We start from the raw sequence: 16278 nt of genomic DNA, 5'->3' as shown, positions 1-16278 counted from the left end.
ACATTGCAACTTACTGTTTTAATTTCAACAAGGTCTGATGTACGGGATGCGATCTCGGCATCAGCTCAATCAGGCGTTCAACCGCATCGATAGCTTCAGGGAAACGCGCGACATGTTTGAGTAGAACATCTGTTTCTTTGGCATTAAAAATCGCTTGGCTTAATCGTGACTCAAGACAATCGCGCCATGCCCCTAAAAAAGGACTTTCGGTTTTGGCCAAGAAAACCCCTGAACATAGTTTCAACGCCGAATCGAGATAACCAGCATCTAAGGCTTGCTCGGCTTGCAAAAAATCGGCTTCGACTTGTGCCAATAGACGGTAAGGACGTGAGCCTAACATGCCGCCCAAAATATCGCGTAGCTGAGACATTTCTGCTTTTAAAGTCCCAACGCTCACCTTACGTTCACCATATAAGGCTTGATGCAAAGTATCTAAGGTCATGCCTTGCGGACATAGCGCCAAGATGGTCAAAATTTCAATTTGCCGTGGGGTCAGCACCATCACTTTGCCATTAAATAACACTTGCGGCACAGCAAAGGCCCGAATGTACAAATGCTGTTTTTGAAAATCAAGTAAAGCCGATTGAATAATCGAAGCGCAGCGTTCAGCCGCAAGTAGCCCTAAACTATTGTGGTTTTTCCACACGGTGGATAAATCAACCACACCTAAAATTTGCTGTGTGTGTGGATCGATAATCGGTGCTGCATAGCAGACCCATTCATGTACAGACGGCATATAATGTTCATTTGAAAACACACAACTCGACTGTTGGGTTTTTAGAGACAACGCTAAAGCATTGGTTCCGACCAATTCTTCGCGCCATTGCCCACCTGCAATAAAATGCACACTTTCCGCAGCACTTTGCATTTGCCGACTCGACGCACTCCAAATAATCGTGCTCCCCACATCGCCTACGGCAAGTACCATCGACGATTGTTCGGCAATGTGTTTTAAATCTTCGGCACAATGTTGCAAGGCATGATGCAATGCCGACTGCTGTTGACTCTGAGGACTTAAATTCACCAAAGGCGCAGCACTCCGGTTTTCCGGAATTTCCGCCTGCGCCGATCGCTGCCAAGAACTCGCAATGCTCTCATTCAATTGCGAGCTTTGCTGCTTTGACAGACTCATGCCCTGCCTTAACCGTTCGACATTCTGTCGTTTTTCAGATAAATCCTTCTGTATCATCATTCATTATTCTCACAACAATTCATGACTAAAAATCCGTTTCCCAGCTTTTGTTTTTAAGACTGAAAAAAAATATTGTAAACCTTCTTGTCTCCAACCTTTTTCCAACCTTATACAGGCTATGCTAATCAAATAATGTACAAAAGTACCTTATACCAAAGCTGTAGATTGCCACAGATGGGCAGCCCAACAAGATCATAATAAACAAGCAAAGGAAAATTCATATGCGTTATGTCGATCCTAATCAACCCGGTTCAAAAGTTCAGTTTAAAGCTCAGTATGAAAACCTGATTGGTGGCCAATGGGTCGCGCCAGTGAAAGGTGAATACTTTGAAAATATCTCCCCTGTAGACGGTAAAGTTTTTACCAAAGTGCCACGTTCTTCTGCTGAAGATATCGAATTGGCTTTGGATGCAGCGCATAAAGCCAAAGCCCAATGGAACGCCTCTTCCCCAACGACACGCTCAAATATTTTATTAAAAATTGCCGATCGACTTGAAGAAAACCTAGAGCTCCTTGCAGTTGCAGAAACATGGGACAACGGTAAACCGATTCGTGAAACCTTAGCCGCTGATATTCCACTTTGTATCGATCACTTCCGTTATTTTGCCGGCTGTATCCGTGCCCAAGAAGGCGGCATTTCTGAAATTGATGAAAATACTATTGCTTACCATTTCCATGAACCACTTGGTGTGGTCGGTCAAATTATTCCGTGGAATTTCCCAATCTTGATGGCGGCTTGGAAACTTGCTCCAGCATTGGCTGCGGGTAACTGCATCGTGTTGAAACCTGCGGAGCAAACGCCTGTCAGCATCTTGGTCTTGGCTGAACTCATTCAAGATCTACTCCCACCGGGCGTGCTGAATATTGTGAATGGTTATGGTGTTGAAGTCGGTCGTCCATTGGCGACCAATCCACGCATCTCAAAAATCGCCTTCACCGGTTCAACCGCTGTGGGTCAAATGATCATGCAATATGCGACTGAAAATATCATTCCTGTGACTTTAGAACTTGGTGGAAAATCACCAAATATCTTCTTTGAAGACATCATGGACAAAGATGATGAGTTCTTAGATAAAACACTCGAAGGTTTTGCCATGTTTGCGCTCAACCAAGGTGAAATTTGTACATGTCCTTCACGTGCATTGGTACAAGAAAGCATTGCAGATCGATTCTTGGAAATGGCTGTCGAACGTGTCAAACGTATTAAGACGGGTCATCCACTCGATACCGATACCATGATTGGTGCACAGGCATCGCAAGAGCAGCAAGACAAAATTTTAGGCTGTATCGCGACAGGTAAAAATGAAGGTGCACAGCTCATTACTGGTGGTGACCCACGAAATGAAGTCGGTACAGGTTTCTATATTGAGCCAACGATTTTTAAAGGCACCAATGACATGAAGATTTTCCAAGAGGAAATCTTCGGCCCTGTGCTTTCAGTAGCAACCTTTAAAGACTTTGATGATGCCATTAAAATTGCCAATGACACGATTTATGGTCTAGGTGCAGGGGTTTGGTCGCGTTCAGCGCATACTTCTTACCGTGCAGGCCGTGCGATTCAGGCAGGTCGTGTATGGACCAACTGTTATCATATCTACCCTGCACACGCAGCATTCGGTGGCTACAAAAAATCAGGGATCGGCCGGGAAAACCACAAAATGATGCTTGATCATTATCAACAAACCAAAAACTTGTTGGTGAGCTATGACACCAAACCAATGGGCTTCTTCTAAGCAGCGTTGAACAATACATGAGATAAAAAGCGAACTTCGGTTCGCTTTTTTGTTAGAAGCCTCTTCAATGAATTCATTAAAATTTCTTTTAAAAAGCTGCAAATTTTCTTATGCTTGCTAAACAAATAACTTTATTAATTAAAAATATTTAAATAGCTATGAAATATTGTGTCTCCTGTGGAGAAAAAGCATTAGTACAACATCACTTTTGTAGTGCCTGTGGTCATTCATTTGGTGATCAAGTGTCAGACAAACCTAAGCAAGCACGTTATCCCGCATTTGTGCCCAACCAAGATGATATTTCGACCTATGAACATCATCTCAAATACTTAAACAAATTAAGCTCTTTCCAAAGCAAAGTATTCTATCTTTTCTTCTTTGGTGCTTTCGCGGTCATGTTTTTTACTTTCACAAGTGTATTTTCAGGTTGGGCGTCTGTTTCCAAAGCATTTGAATCTATATGGCTATTTCCTTTTTGTATCATCAGTTGTATTGCCATAAAATTTACAAGTTTGGACTATTGGCTTGCTAAACAAATTTATGGTCGAAATTATCGTTATAAAGACAATGGATTAAGACTCGTTTACCAAGAGCTACCAAGCGCTAAAAATCATAAAGATGAATTTATCTGTATCTTTTGCGGCAATAAACGATTCTTTCGTAAAGGTATTTATGCAAGCGATTCATGCACCGTAAATTGCACCAAATGTCAGCATTATTTATATACGGAATAAAGCTTAAGTTTTTTAAGTTAGTACCCCAAAAATAAGACTCAATACAAATGAAAGCTGAGTAAAAGTAGATGTAAGTAAGACAATCAGCCATGATCCATTCTATAATTTTACTTACATCTACAATAACTTCTGCATTCCCGTCCTAAAACTGGTGCTCATATTCAGTAGCATTCACTCAAGTATTCGTCCAATTAGGCTGATCGTGATGAAGCCTGTAAAGCCGCCTCAACAAAATGTAAATGATCAACACCCCAATATAACTCATCATCGACAAACCAACTTGGCGCCCCAAACACACCTCGTGCAATGGCTTCTTCGGTAATAACTTTAAGCTCAGACTTTACTTTTTCATCTTCAAGCCATGATTTAACTTGCTCTACATCCAATCCAAGCTCTTGCATCAATTGAATTAATTTATTGAGATCATTTAAATTGCGTGGCTGACCAAACATCGCGTTAAAAATACCCGTCAGTACATTGAGAAATACTTCAGGCTGAAATAATTGGACTGCGGTAATCAAACGCATCAACTGCAAAGTATTGATTGGAAAATACGGATTCATTTGCACGGGAATCTGCCATAGATCTGACCAGCGCTTAAGATCCCGCATGGAATAGCGTGCCTTGGCAGGCACAGCCATCGGACTACTGTTGCCAGTAGCTTTAAACACTCCACCAAGAAGCATCGGCTTCCAGATCAGCTCGGCTTGATACTGCTGTGCAATCTGTTGAATGCGATGAAAACCGATATAACTATATGGGCTGCCGACATCAAAATAAAATTCAATGACTTTCATGTTTTTCGTCCTTTTTTTGCTTATTTTCCTAACTGATGTTACGCACGTAAAAGTAACATCGTATTTTTTAAATGATTTTTAAGCCGATTTGACGGAGTCTTACATCCAGGGTTTAAATAAAGGGATTAGCCTTCGGCTGGAGGTACTTTTGTTTCGGCAAAAGTACCCAAAACCATTGTCATCCGCAAAACTCGTTCACTAGCGTCTAATTATTCAAAGTATCGCAAAAACATTTTTGAATAGATGTAGTCCTGTCTCAAACACTTGCGGATGACATTACCGCGTATCGTTCTTTCATTTGAATCAAATTACGCTTACCAGCGTTCCATCCACGGTCGCAGATCTAATTCATGCGTCCATGCATCTCGTGGTTGCTGTGAGAGATGCCAATAATTTTCTGCAATATGTACGGGATTTAAAATACCATCTTGCGCTTTTTTTGCGTACAAATCGGGAAAAGTCTCTTTAATAAAGTCGGTATCAATCGCCCCATCAACCACCACATGCGCCACATGAATATTTCTAGGCCCAAGTTCACGCGCCATGCTTTGTGCCAAGGCACGAAGCGCATGTTTTGCGCCAGCAAAAGCGGCAAAGCCTGCGGCACCACGAACCCCAGCTGTTGCTCCTGTGAAAATAATCGTGCCTCGTTCACGTGTCACCATGCGTTTTGCCACTTCCCGACCAGTTAAAAAAGCCGAGAAACATGCCATCTCCCATATTTTGAAATATTTACGTGCGGTTTCTTCCAAAATACTACAAGGGACGTTGGCACCGATATTAAAGACCATGACCTCAATCGGGCCAATGTTTGATTCAATGTGCTCGATGAGTTCAATCACTTGCTCTTCTTTTCGAGCATCCGAACCAAAGCCAAAAGCAGTCCCTCCCTGCGCTTGAATTTCAGCAATTAAAGGCTTTAATTTGTCTGCATTCCGACGTGTCATACAGGCAATATAACCCTCTCGCGCAAAACGCTTGGCAATTTCACCGCCGGTTGCATCACCTGCACCAATCACTAAAGCGACTTTTGCTGAAGTCTTGTTGATTTGTTGCATAGTCTCACTCCATTGCTGTTTTATTTTTATTCCACGCTCATTTTATTTACGCGTCGGTTTTAAACCACACCTTATTAAATAACGATCGTTACTATACCGAATACTATGTTATGATTAATTTATCGTCAATCATAATTTTTTAGGGTCATGCACATGCGCTATAAACCCGAATACAAACAACAAAAACGACAAGAATTGCTCAACATTACGGGGCAAATTGCGAAAAAAGACGGCTTTGCCGCAACAGGTGTGGATGGATTTATGAAAGCCGCCGGCGTCACCAGTGGCGCCTTTTACTCACATTTTTCGTCTAAACAAGAGCTACTTAAAGCCTTAATTGAACATGAGTTACAACACAGTTTTGATATGTGGCAAAACAATCCACATGATAATGCGCAAGATTGGATTGAATTTGAGCTTGACCGCTATTTAACCCCTGCACATGTTCAGCATCCCGAGCAAGGTTGTTCACTCCCCACGCTTGCGAGTGAAATAGCGCGTGCAGATCAGGACACCAAGTTGGTATATGAAACTGAATTACTGCGTGGTCACGCTTTATTTAGTCAGCATCTCGGTAGCGAAGAACTCGCTTGGGCCATAATCTGCCAACTTGCCGGTGCCATTTTAATTGCGCGTGCAGCCGCAGATCCACATTTGCAAAAAACTATTTTAAACGCCAATAAGATGATGATTCGGCAATATTTAGAGAGCCATGTGGCTGCATCAACGTGATTGATTTTTATGTGACAGTTCATGGAGTTAAAGACCGACAGTTTTCCGGCAAACTGTTCATCTCTTTCATTTGAATTATTTAAAATCTGTATAAGCTTACCCATTTTTATGCTTTTCAATCGCTTAAAGATTGGGCATAAATGGCACAATTCAAATAAAGTCCTCTTTTCAAGGTTCTGACGACTGTGTATAACAATGAGCCATTAAAGGAAAATGATAAGCATAGGCAAAGAACGCAAAAAAACGTTAGACTATGCAACAATCAATGCAAGTAAATGTCATTCGAGACAAACAAAAAGGTGAAGATTGATGCCGCTCAATACTGTTGAAGAGCTCGTAGCTGATATTCGTGCAGGAAAAATGGTCATCCTGATGGATGATGAAGATCGTGAAAATGAAGGCGACCTTGTTATCGCTGCGACCCACGTACGCCCTGAAGATATCAACTTCATGATTACGCATGCGCGTGGTCTTGTGTGCTTAACGCTCAGCAAAGAGCGTTGCCAACAGTTAAATCTACCACTCATGGTAGATGCCAATGGTGCACAGCACGGTACCAACTTTACCTTGTCGATTGAAGCAGCAAATGGCATTTCAACAGGCATCTCACCTGCAGAACGTGCACACACCATTCAAACAGCGGTGGCTGCACATGCTAAACCGGCTGATATCGTACAGCCAGGCCATATTTTCCCGCTGATGGCGCAGCCTGGTGGTGTCCTTCACCGTGCAGGTCATACTGAAGCCGGTTGTGATTTATCGCGTTTAGCAGGTCTTGAACCAGCTTCAGTGATTTGTGAAATCATCAATGAAGACGGCACTATGGCACGTCGCCCTGATCTTGAAGTGTTTGCTGAAAAACATGGCTTAAAAATGGGGACGATTGCGGACTTAATTCACTACCGCATGACCAATGAGCAAACCGTTGAGCGCATTGATCAACAAACTTTAGATACTGAATATGGTACTTTTGAATTGTTCCGTTACCGTGAAATTGGTAATCCAGACATTCATTTGGCACTGGTTAAAGGCGAACCGAAACAAGGCGTAACCACGGTCCGTGTACATGGTTTCAGCCCGGTTCGTGACTTATTAAAACTCAATAAACAAGATGGTGCTCCGGCGTGGAATCTCGATAAAGCACTCAAAGAAATCGCATCCAGCGATCGTGGTGTTTTAGTGTGGATCGGTCAGCGTCATTTACAGGACTTAGGCCCTGCTTTAGAAAATTTAACTGCACCGAAAAATGTTAAATCCAATGCGGCACTGTCTCAGCAGTATCAAACCATTGGTGTGGGTGCACAAATTTTACGTGATTTAGGCGTGGAAAAAATGAAGCTACTCAGCTCTCCACTACGCTTTAATGCACTATCAGGTTTTAACTTAGAAGTGGTGGAATACATCACCGCAAATCAAACATCAGAGAAATAATCGAGGTTGCTATGGCAGTTCGCCGTATTGAAGGTATGTTACATCTCGCGAACGAAGACCGTTATGCGATTTTAGTTGGTCGTTTTAATAGCTTTGTTGTTGAACATTTGCTAGAAGGTGCCGTTGATACATTGAAACGTCATGGCGTATCAGAGGATAATATCACTGTTGTTCATGCACCGGGTGCCTGGGAACTTCCTGTGGTTGCAAAAAAACTTGCAGCTTCAGATCGTTTCGATGCCATCATCGCGCTTGGCGCAGTGATTCGTGGTAGCACGCCTCACTTCGATTTTGTTGCTGGCGAATGTGCCAAAGGTTTAGGCGTTGTTGGTCTAGACACTGGCTTACCAGTAATTAATGGTGTATTGACTACGGATAGTATTGAACAAGCGATTGAACGCTCAGGTACAAAAGCAGGCAATAAAGGTAGTGAAGCTGCCTTGACTGCTATTGAAATGGTTAACTTGTTAAAGGCTATTTAACGCTATGTCGCAAACACTTCAAGCAACTTATGCAGCAAAACGTAAAGCACGTCGCTTTGCTGTACAAGGAATTTATGAATGGCAAATGAGCCGCAATCCTGTCCATGAGATTGAAGCACGTACACGTGTGGATAATGCCATGCACAAGGTCGACCTCGGCTATTACCACGAGTTATTGACCGAAGTTGTTGCCAATCATGAAGCATTGGATGCGCTTTTAATCCCTGTGCTCGATCGTGAAGTAGACGCTTTAGATGGTGTTGAACTTGCAACACTTCGTCTTGGTGCATATGAACTCAAAGAACATCTTGAGATTCCATATCGCGTCGTGTTAGATGAAGCGATCGAGTTAGCTAAACATTTTGGCGGTGCAGACAGCCACAAATACATCAATGGTGTATTGGATCGTTTAGCGACTACATTGCGTGCAGCAGAAAAACAACAAGCTAATTAATTTTTTAAGTAGTACGTTGTATGGCTGAGTTCTCGATCATTGATACCTATTTTAATCGTCAGAATATTAATTCTGTCGATTTAGGGGTCGGTGATGACTCAGCCTTGCTCACCCCTCCTCCACAGCAACAATTGGTCATCTGTGCCGATACACTGGTTGCTGGGCGTCACTTCCCTCTCGACACAAACCCACATGCCATCGGCTGGAAATCTGTTGCCGTCAATCTCTCTGATATTGCTGCAATGGGCGCCAAACCGCACAGTATTTTATTGGCATTGAGCCTACCCCAAATTGATCATGACTGGCTCAAAGGCTTTAGTCAGGGTTTATATGATTGTTGCGATCAATTTGGTGTGAGTTTAATTGGTGGTGATACCACACAAAGTCCTCATCTGACGATTTCAGTTACAGCCCTCGGCTGGGTAGAATCAGGACAAGCTGTCCCACGTTCAGGTGCCCAAGTCGGTGATTATATCTGCGTCAGCGGACAAGTCGGTGACGCAGCATTTGGCTTAAACCATTTAGGTCATCGCTTACAGCGCCGTTTAGATTATCCCACACCACGTTGCTTATTGGGCCAACAGCTTAAAGGCTTAGCCAACAGCATGATTGATGTCTCTGATGGGCTCGCACAAGATTTAGGACATATCCTCGCCGCTTCACACGTCGGTGCAGAAATTGAATTAGATCAACTTCCTATCGATCCCGATGTAAAACAATTACAACAAGAAAAGCAGTGGCAATACGCCCTCGCGGGTGGAGATGACTATGAGTTATGCTTTACAATAAGTCCGCAGAATTATAAAAAACTTCTGCAACTAAAATTAGATGTAAACATTAGTAAAATCGGTCAAATCACCCCTAATTTGGGAATCCGTTATAACAACCACGGTGTTGACCAAGTTATAAAATTTAAGGGATACCAGCATTTTGCATAAGCCAGCGATTAACTTTAAATCCATGTCTTGGTTTAACCGAGTCATCGCCTTTTGTGGCGTGGGATTTGGCTCGGGTCTTGCACCCAAAGCACCGGGGACCTTTGGCTCTGCCTTTGCTTTGTTGTTTATTCCAGGTTGGCTTGCAATCGGTTTTTTCAACTCCATTATAGTCATGATCCTCATGTCGATTATTGGGATCTATATTTGCGGTCAAACCGCCAAAGTCATGGGTGTTCATGATGATGGCCGCATCGTATGGGATGAATTTGCCGGTCAGTCCATTACCTTCCTCCCAATTTTATATCTTGGGCAAATGAGCTGGACTTGGGCATTGATTGGTTTTGCTTTATTCCGTTTATTTGATGTCTGGAAACCGTGGCCTATTCGTGTCATTGACCGTCAAGTCGGTGGTGGCTTTGGCATCATGTTTGACGACATTATTGCAGGTCTTTGGGCCGCGCTTTGCATCTGTATTTATTTTTATATTTTGTCTATGTAATAGAAACACCTAGGATTAAACATGTCTACTAGCGTTATTATTCTTGCTGCAGGTAAAGGGACACGTATGCGTTCTCGTTTACCCAAAGTATTACAACCACTCGCAGGACAACCTTTACTCGGCCATGTCATCAACACTGCGAAAAAATTAAATGCAGAAGAAATAATTACCATCTATGGGCATGGCGGTGAATTGGTTCAAAACGCGTTTGCACATGAAAATGTCAAATGGGTTGAACAAGCAGAACAATTGGGTACAGGCCATGCAGTCAAAGTGACTCTCCCTGTCCTAGCAAAAACTGGGATTTCTTTGATTCTCTCAGGTGATGTGCCTTGTATCACTGAAGCAACATTACAAAAACTATTAGATGCATCTACTCAAACAGGTATTGGCTTAGTAACTTTAACGGTTAATGATGCGACAGGTTATGGTCGTATTGTACGTGAAAATGGCAAAATTCAAGCCATTGTTGAACACAAAGATGCCTCTGAAGAACAACGTAAAATCAAAGAATTTAATACCGGTATTTATGCCGTAAGTAATGCTAAATTGCACGAATGGTTGCCAAAATTAAGCAATAATAATGCACAAGGTGAATATTACCTGACCGATATCGTTGCCATGGCAATTGCTGACGGTCTCGAAGTGGCATCTGTTGAACCAGAACGTGCTTTTGAAGTGGAAGGTGTGAATGACCGCGTACAATTGGCTGCATTAGAGCGTGAATTTCAAAGTTTCCAAGCAAAACAACTGATGCAACAAGGCGTTCACCTGATTGATCCTGCTCGTTTTGATTTACGTGGCACACTGACTGTCGGTCAAGATGTCCGTATCGATATTAACGTGATTATTGAAGGTGATGTTGAACTCGGTGATAACGTTGAAATTGGTGCAGGTTGTGTGATTAAAAATACCAAGATTGCAGCAGGCACTAAAGTTCAACCATATAGCGTTTTTGACAGTGCCATTGTTGGTGAAGACGCTCAAATCGGTCCATTTGCACGTTTACGCCCAGGCGCAAACTTGGCCAATGAAGTACATATTGGAAACTTTGTTGAAGTCAAAAATTCAAGCATTGGCGTCGGCTCTAAAGCCAACCATTTTACCTATTTAGGCGATGCCGAAGTCGGTGCAGGTTCAAACATTGGTGCAGGCACCATTACCTGCAACTATGATGGCGCCAACAAATTTAAAACCATTATCGGTGACTCAGCCTTTATCGGCTCAAATAGCTCATTAGTCGCTCCTGTCACCATTGGTCATGGTGCAACAGTGGGTGCTGGCTCAACCATTACACGTGACGTGGCAGACAATAGCCTTGCGGTAGAACGGTCGAAGCAATTTGCCAAAGAAAACTATCAACGTCCCCAAAAATTGAAGGAATAAGAGGATTAAATTATGTGCGGTATTGTCGGTGGCGTTGCAGAACGTAGTATTACCAATATTTTAATTGAAGGCTTAAAGCGTCTTGAATATCGTGGCTATGACTCTGCGGGTTTAGCGCTGATTAATAAAGGCCATGTTCTACGTGAACGTCGCGTAGGTAAAGTTGCAAATCTTGAACAAGCCGTTGAAGAAGCAGATATCGCAGGTTCGGTCGGTATTGCACATACGCGCTGGGCAACCCATGGTAAACCGACTGAAAATAATGCCCATCCGCATATTTCAGGCAATGTTGCTGTTGTTCACAATGGTATTATTGAAAACTATCAAGAGCTTAAAGATGATCTTGAAGCGCTTGGTTATGTCTTTACATCACAAACAGATACAGAAGTTGTTGCACATTTAGTCAATGACGCTTTAAAAAGCACCCCGAGTCTTTTAGAAGCGGTTAAAAGTGTCGCACCTCAACTCAAAGGTGCTTATGCACTGGGTATCGTACATACCGACCATCCTGATGAATTAATCACAGTACGTGAAGGTTCACCACTTGTGATTGGTGTAGGTATTGGTGAAAACTTTATTAGCTCGGATCAATTGGCACTTTTACCAATTACCAACCGTTTTATCTACCTTGAAGAAGGTGATATTGCGCGTTTAACTCGTAATACCATTGAAGTATTTGTTGATGGTCAACTCGTGAACCGCCCAATTAAAGAACTCGATGCAACGGTAAGTAACGCATCGAAAGGTGAATACAAGCATTACATGCTCAAAGAAATTTATGAGCAACCTGAAGCGATTAAGCAAACGATCTCTCAGGCATTAAATGGCAATGCACTACGTGATGATTTCTTAATCAATGCGACTGATGCTTTTACTAAAATTCAGCAAGTGCAAATCATTGCCTGCGGTACCAGCTACCATGCCGGCATGATTGCCAAATATTGGTTTGAACAACTGATTGATGTGCCTTGCCAAGTCGAAATTGCCAGTGAATTCCGTTATCGCTCGCCTGTGATTGTGAATAACACACTGTATGTTTGTATTTCTCAATCAGGTGAAACAGCCGATACTTTAGCTGCACTGCGTGATACGCAAAAGCGTGCAGCAGCGAAAAGCTTGAATATCACCACCATGACCATTTGCAACGTGGCAACCTCGTCGATGGTACGTGAAACCAACTACAGTTTGTTGACGCTCGCAGGCCCTGAAATTGGTGTTGCTTCGACTAAAGCCTTTACCACACAGCTTGCGGCATTGATGCTATTGGTATTGAAAATTGGTCAAATTAAGCAAAGCATTTCAACTGACCGTATCTCTGAAATTATTGCAGCGCTTTGGCATACACCGAAAGTGATTTTAGATACTTTACAAAATAATGCTGAGATTCTACGTCTATCAGAATTATTTGTTGAAAAAAATCACTGTCTATTCTTGGGTCGTGGAACTGAGTTCCCTATCGCACTTGAAGGTGCTTTAAAACTTAAAGAGATTTCATACATCCATGCAGAAGGCTACGCGGCTGGTGAATTAAAACACGGTCCATTGGCACTGGTTGATAATGATATGCCTGTGGTGATTCTAGCTCCACAAGATGACATGTTGGATAAACTCAAATCGAATATGGAAGAAGTTCAAGCTCGTGGTGGTGAGTTATTTGTCTTTGCAGATGAAAATAGCGGGATCAAAGCGAAAGATCGTCAACACGTGGTTTATGTGCCAAGTGTGAATGAAATCTTGGCACCAATTGTGTATAGCATTCCAGTACAACTGCTCTCTTATCATGTTGCAGTGCTACGTGGAACAGATGTCGATCAGCCACGTAACTTGGCGAAGTCTGTGACGGTGGAATAAAATTTTTTGATCAAGGGCTGGAATTTCCAGCCCTTTTTTCTATAGTTGGAAATAACATGACAATGCTAACTTGTTTTAAAGCCTATGATATCCGTGGCAAACTCGGTACAGAACTCAATGAAGAGATTGCTTATAAAATCGGTCGTGCGTATGGGCAAATTTATCAATCAAACAAGATTGTGGTGGGCTGTGACATCCGTCTCAGCAGTGAAGATTTAAAACAAGCCACCATCAAAGGTCTGAATGATGCGGGTGTTGATGTATTAGATTGAGATATGACGGGGACTGAAGAAGTCTATTTCGGTGCCTTTCATCTAGATGTTCAAGGTGGGATCGAAATCACGGCAAGCCACAACCCGATAGACTATAACGGCATGAAATTGGTCCGCGAAAATGCACGCCCCATTGGAGCAGATTCAAGTCTAAAAGAAATTCGCTTACTGGCTGAATCAGGCAACTTTAATGAAGTTCCAACCAAAGGCAAAACTGAAAAGCACGATATTCTGCCCGAATATATCGATCATTTAATGTCGTATATCGATCCTGTCAAAATTCGCCCACTTAAATTGGTCATGAATGCGGGCAATGGCGCGGCTGGTCATGTGGTTGATGCCATTGAAGCAAAATTTAAACAGCTCAATATGCCTGTTGAATTTGTCAAAATTCACAACGATGCCGATGGCACCTTCCCGAATGGTATTCCCAACCCGATTTTAGTTGAAAACCGTGACAGCACCCGTAATGCGGTGATTGACCATCATGCAGATATGGGTATCGCGTGGGATGGTGACTTTGACCGCTGCTTCTTATTTGATGAAAAAGGTCAATTCATTGAAGGCTATTATATTGTCGGTCTATTGGCACAAGCGTTCTTACTGAAACAATCTGGTGAGAAAATTGTGCATGACCCTCGTCTGGTTTGGAATACCTTTGATGTGATTGAACAATACCAAGGTGAAGCGATTCAGTCTAAATCAGGGCATTCATACATTAAAGAAAAAATGCGTGAGCACAATGCAGTGTATGGCGGTGAAATGTCAGCACATCATTACTTCCGTGATTTCTCTTATTGTGATAGCGGTATGATTCCTTGGTTATTGGCAATTTCTGTACTCTCAGAAACCCAGCAAACATTGTCTTCACTGGTTGAAGAAATGATTGAAAAGTTCCCTTGTTCGGGTGAAATCAATTTTAAAGTTGCGGATACTCAAGCCACCATTCAAAAGATTTTTGATCACTTTGCCGATCAAAATCCTGCGATTGATGAAACAGATGGTGTCAGCCTAAATTTTGGTGCATGGCGTCTAAATGTACGTGCTTCCAATACTGAACCTTTATTACGTCTCAACATTGAAAGCCGTAAAGACCAAAATTCAAAACCAGTGCAAGATTATGTCGATGAATTAACACAGTTGATTCAAGGATAAATTTTTCTACATGCTAATACAAAACCATTCAACTTATCATGTAGGTTGAATGGTTTTATTTTTTTAGCTGAATTCCCAATGGGTGCTCTAAAAAATTACAGCGTATTAAAATAATGAGCGATCCAATGGAATTTCGACTCCGATAGACACTCCCGCATCTTGACCATAGACATCAGAATCACTCACCCATCCATTCAGTTTCAATGGCGCATTTGGTTTTAAGTAATGTGTCCAAGTAAGATCTAAAGCTTTAATTTCATCTTTTTGAGTAAATGCCTGATTATTTATCGAATTTGATTGATTAACTTTTGCCACCATTACTCGACCATTTAAGCGATTCATAACATCAAAGCGAATATCTCCACCAAGACTTACCATTTGACCATCCCCGCCCATGGCATGCCCTAACGGGAAGCCGTGTTGATAATAGCCATCTTGATAAATATAGTGATTATAGGAAATACCTTGTACGTCGCCATTGGTTCGAGTATCAGCCCATTCCGCATACACCTGCAAAGGTAAATTATTCAATTGTGAAGAATAATCGACACCTGCTAAATACATTTTTTTTGAAGGAAGAAGCCCAGCTTCATCTTCACCGACATATTGCCCATAAAGGCTAATCGGTACACCACTCCAGTGGTTTAAATTAAGGCGTGCATCAAAACCTGCAATTTGATTAGACTTATCTAGATCGCCATCATAAAAGTTGTCATTACCTTTAATTGCATTCCATAATGAGTCAAAACTTTCTGAGCGCCCCTCACCTCCCCATTGAAGAATTCGAGAAGCGCCTAGCTCCAAGTAAGGCAATGGCTGTGCAGTTAGACGCAGCCCTAATAGTTTGGCATCTGGAATCGCACTGTAGTCATCTAATTGACCTGCAAAAGCTTGATATTGCCAAGGTCCAATCCAAGACAACCACTTTGTTTCAAAGGCCTGTTGTTCCGCTCTTTGCATAGTAAAACCATAAACAGGGCGACTCGCATCACCACGGATTAGGCTTCCTTCATGTCCAGGTCCCCAATAGGTTGGGATTTGTCCCGCAATCAACCATTGATTCCACAATTTTCCTGCAATATAAGAACCTTCTAAATTGACATCATGTCCATGGTCAATGATTGGATCTTTTTCAGCATTGACTCGCAGTCTTGCATCCCACTGCGTTCCACCTGCATTCAATTCAAGGGCCGCTTGATATTGCGATTTTTGCTCATCTGCAAATTTTTGCGGGATGTTTTGTGGATCTGTTTCAGCAAATAAAGCGAGCTTAATAGAGGTATTTTCTGCTTCTAAATTTGCCATAACCGAATTGACAACTTTCTGCTGAGCAGTGTTTTCAATTTTCGCAGTGGATAATGCACGCTGAATTTCTTCACCACTCAATGGCCAAGTCGAAGTGCTAATTTGGATCACACCTTGCTGATTCAGCCAATTTAAATCTGTACGTAGATCATCATTATTCAAAATGATCCCTTGAGCGTAAACTGGCAGAGCTAGAGAAGAAAAAATGGCAAATGATAAAACCCTAAGAGTTTGATATTTCATATATTATTTCAGTCAA

The 16278-nt window shown here is 42.2% G+C and carries 14 protein-coding genes and 1 pseudogene; 11 read left to right on the top strand and 4 right to left on the bottom strand.

The features are described 5' to 3' along the window. Nucleotides 1–10: 10 nt before the first annotated feature. On the bottom strand, nt 11–1192 hold the full coding sequence (locus FTU16_RS10595) for a transcriptional regulator (RefSeq protein ID WP_180041639.1): 1182 nt from the start codon (nt 1190–1192) through the stop codon (nt 11–13). 221 nt (nt 1193–1413) lie between these two features. Here FTU16_RS10595 and FTU16_RS10590 point away from each other — a divergent pair, with 221 nt between their 5' ends. Both FTU16_RS10590 and FTU16_RS10585 read left to right on the top strand, forming a co-directional pair. Next, nucleotides 1414–2925, top strand: a complete 1512-nt coding sequence (locus tag FTU16_RS10590) for an aldehyde dehydrogenase family protein (protein ID WP_078194071.1) — start codon at nt 1414–1416, stop codon at nt 2923–2925. Between the two features lie 158 nt (nt 2926–3083). Beyond that, the gene (locus tag FTU16_RS10585) at nt 3084–3659 is read left to right on the top strand and encodes a hypothetical protein (protein ID WP_180022197.1); all 576 of its coding nucleotides are present in this window, start codon (nt 3084–3086) and stop codon (nt 3657–3659) included. A 191-nt stretch (nt 3660–3850) separates the two neighbouring features. Here the strand turns inward: FTU16_RS10585 and FTU16_RS10580 are convergent, their stop codons facing one another. Beyond that, entirely contained in the window at nt 3851–4456 is a 606-nt protein-coding gene (locus FTU16_RS10580; protein WP_180055693.1) for a 2-hydroxychromene-2-carboxylate isomerase, read from the bottom strand. 314 nt (nt 4457–4770) lie between these two features. Next, nucleotides 4771–5514: an SDR family oxidoreductase gene (locus tag FTU16_RS10575; RefSeq protein WP_180163214.1), complete on the bottom strand. Its 744-nt coding sequence runs from the start codon at nt 5512–5514 to the stop codon at nt 4771–4773. 153 nt (nt 5515–5667) lie between these two features. Between FTU16_RS10575 and FTU16_RS10570 the strand changes: the two genes are divergently transcribed. The 9 genes and pseudogenes from FTU16_RS10570 (at nt 5668) to FTU16_RS10530 (ending at nt 14714) form a co-directional block, all read left to right on the top strand. Beyond that, nucleotides 5668–6246 (top strand): TetR/AcrR family transcriptional regulator, encoded by a 579-nt coding sequence (locus tag FTU16_RS10570; protein WP_180163213.1) that lies wholly within the window; start codon nt 5668–5670, stop codon nt 6244–6246. 309 nt (nt 6247–6555) lie between these two features. Next, complete coding sequence (ribBA, locus tag FTU16_RS10565) at nt 6556–7677, top strand: bifunctional 3,4-dihydroxy-2-butanone-4-phosphate synthase/GTP cyclohydrolase II (RefSeq protein WP_078191533.1); 1122 nt, start codon at nt 6556–6558, stop codon at nt 7675–7677. A gap of 11 nt (nt 7678–7688) precedes the next feature. After that, a complete protein-coding gene (ribE, locus tag FTU16_RS10560) occupies nt 7689–8159 on the top strand; it encodes a 6,7-dimethyl-8-ribityllumazine synthase (RefSeq protein ID WP_067765591.1) in 471 nt (156 codons plus the stop codon). Between the two features lie 4 nt (nt 8160–8163). Then, nucleotides 8164–8613 (top strand): transcription antitermination factor NusB, encoded by a 450-nt coding sequence (nusB, locus tag FTU16_RS10555; protein ID WP_078191534.1) that lies wholly within the window; start codon nt 8164–8166, stop codon nt 8611–8613. 20 nt (nt 8614–8633) lie between these two features. Next, entirely contained in the window at nt 8634–9551 is a 918-nt protein-coding gene (thiL, locus tag FTU16_RS10550; RefSeq protein WP_168378858.1) for a thiamine-phosphate kinase, read from the top strand. Nucleotides 9552–9573: 22 nt separating this feature from the next. After that, on the top strand, nt 9574–10050 hold the full coding sequence (locus FTU16_RS10545) for a phosphatidylglycerophosphatase A (protein ID WP_180003656.1): 477 nt from the start codon (nt 9574–9576) through the stop codon (nt 10048–10050). Nucleotides 10051–10071: 21 nt separating this feature from the next. Beyond that, nucleotides 10072–11436, top strand: a complete 1365-nt coding sequence (glmU, locus tag FTU16_RS10540; protein ID WP_180163212.1) for a bifunctional UDP-N-acetylglucosamine diphosphorylase/glucosamine-1-phosphate N-acetyltransferase GlmU — start codon at nt 10072–10074, stop codon at nt 11434–11436. 12 nt (nt 11437–11448) lie between these two features. Then, nucleotides 11449–13287: a glutamine--fructose-6-phosphate transaminase (isomerizing) gene (gene glmS, locus FTU16_RS10535; protein ID WP_180163211.1), complete on the top strand. Its 1839-nt coding sequence runs from the start codon at nt 11449–11451 to the stop codon at nt 13285–13287. A 56-nt stretch (nt 13288–13343) separates the two neighbouring features. After that, nucleotides 13344–14714: pseudogene (locus FTU16_RS10530) on the top strand (phosphomannomutase CpsG). A gap of 105 nt (nt 14715–14819) precedes the next feature. Here FTU16_RS10530 and FTU16_RS10525 read toward each other — a convergent pair. Then, the gene (locus FTU16_RS10525) at nt 14820–16262 is read right to left on the bottom strand and encodes a capsule assembly Wzi family protein (protein ID WP_180157293.1); all 1443 of its coding nucleotides are present in this window, start codon (nt 16260–16262) and stop codon (nt 14820–14822) included. Nucleotides 16263–16278 lie beyond the last annotated feature (16 nt).

This window comes from Acinetobacter sp. YH12069, from assembly GCF_013419675.1.
GTDB classification, from domain to species: Bacteria; Pseudomonadota; Gammaproteobacteria; order Pseudomonadales; family Moraxellaceae; genus Acinetobacter; species Acinetobacter amyesii.
This window is presented reverse-complemented; position numbering and strand designations above follow the sequence as displayed.

What these genes read in the sequence shown, in the direction of transcription:
- FTU16_RS10595 (WP_180041639.1), bottom strand. Translation starts at nt 1,192, where the DNA reads ATGATGATACAGAAGGATTTATCTGAAAAACGACAGAATGTCGAACGG.
- FTU16_RS10590 (WP_078194071.1), top strand. Translation starts at nt 1,414, where the DNA reads ATGCGTTATGTCGATCCTAATCAACCCGGTTCAAAAGTTCAGTTTAAA.
- FTU16_RS10585 (WP_180022197.1), top strand. Translation starts at nt 3,084, where the DNA reads ATGAAATATTGTGTCTCCTGTGGAGAAAAAGCATTAGTACAACATCAC.
- FTU16_RS10580 (WP_180055693.1), bottom strand. Translation starts at nt 4,456, where the DNA reads ATGAAAGTCATTGAATTTTATTTTGATGTCGGCAGCCCATATAGTTAT.
- FTU16_RS10575 (WP_180163214.1), bottom strand. Translation starts at nt 5,514, where the DNA reads ATGCAACAAATCAACAAGACTTCAGCAAAAGTCGCTTTAGTGATTGGT.
- FTU16_RS10570 (WP_180163213.1), top strand. Translation starts at nt 5,668, where the DNA reads ATGCGCTATAAACCCGAATACAAACAACAAAAACGACAAGAATTGCTC.
- ribBA (WP_078191533.1), top strand. Translation starts at nt 6,556, where the DNA reads ATGCCGCTCAATACTGTTGAAGAGCTCGTAGCTGATATTCGTGCAGGA.
- ribE (WP_067765591.1), top strand. Translation starts at nt 7,689, where the DNA reads ATGGCAGTTCGCCGTATTGAAGGTATGTTACATCTCGCGAACGAAGAC.
- nusB (WP_078191534.1), top strand. Translation starts at nt 8,164, where the DNA reads ATGTCGCAAACACTTCAAGCAACTTATGCAGCAAAACGTAAAGCACGT.
- thiL (WP_168378858.1), top strand. Translation starts at nt 8,634, where the DNA reads ATGGCTGAGTTCTCGATCATTGATACCTATTTTAATCGTCAGAATATT.
- FTU16_RS10545 (WP_180003656.1), top strand. Translation starts at nt 9,574, where the DNA reads ATGTCTTGGTTTAACCGAGTCATCGCCTTTTGTGGCGTGGGATTTGGC.
- glmU (WP_180163212.1), top strand. Translation starts at nt 10,072, where the DNA reads ATGTCTACTAGCGTTATTATTCTTGCTGCAGGTAAAGGGACACGTATG.
- glmS (WP_180163211.1), top strand. Translation starts at nt 11,449, where the DNA reads ATGTGCGGTATTGTCGGTGGCGTTGCAGAACGTAGTATTACCAATATT.
- FTU16_RS10525 (WP_180157293.1), bottom strand. Translation starts at nt 16,262, where the DNA reads ATGAAATATCAAACTCTTAGGGTTTTATCATTTGCCATTTTTTCTTCT.